Here is a 496-nt window from a genome sequence, read left to right as displayed (position 1 = left end):
TTTTCAGAACGAAACTACGCCGGTGACGCCGGTCGCGCCGTCTACGAGCGACTCCGCGACCGAGGCCACGTGGTGTCTTCCAGCGAGTTACTTTCCACCGTCGGTGAACTCGCCTGCGAGTCGTTCCGCGAGCGTTCACGCGAGATGAAAGACGATACCGATACCAGCGATGTGGAAGGTGACGCCGACGAGACGGACAGCGGTTTTGACGACTCACCATACCACTCAAATCAGTCCTAACGGGCCGTCGACGACTCACGGTCTCCCACAACTGTTAGCCAGTGACTGATACGTGTCTACGCAGCGCATACTCAAACATAGTGCGTCCGTCTTGACATTCAGAATTTCGAGAGGAACCGGACTATGAAACTCGCACTCATCGGGGTCGGTCAGGCTGGCGGAACGGTCGCCGACGCCCTCATTGACTACGACCGACGAACCGGAACTGGCTTCGTCGCCGACGCAATTGCCGTCAATTCGGCTCGTTCGGACTTAC

The 496-nt window shown here is 57.9% G+C and carries 2 pseudogenes; both read left to right on the top strand.

Features of this window, described 5'->3' with window-relative positions:
- A pseudogene (gene btuD, locus DEQ92_RS22060) lies at positions 1-240 on the top strand (vitamin B12 ABC transporter ATP-binding protein BtuD); the annotation flags it as partial.
- A 123-nt stretch (positions 241-363) separates the two neighbouring features.
- A pseudogene (locus DEQ92_RS24495) lies at positions 364-496 on the top strand (cell division protein); the annotation flags it as partial.

It is taken from the genome of Haloferax sp. Atlit-6N, assembly GCF_003383195.1.
Classification (GTDB): Archaea; Halobacteriota; Halobacteria; order Halobacteriales; family Haloferacaceae; genus Haloferax; species Haloferax gibbonsii.
The sequence above is the reverse complement of the archived record's forward strand: the minus strand, read 5'-3'. Positions and strand labels throughout refer to the sequence as shown.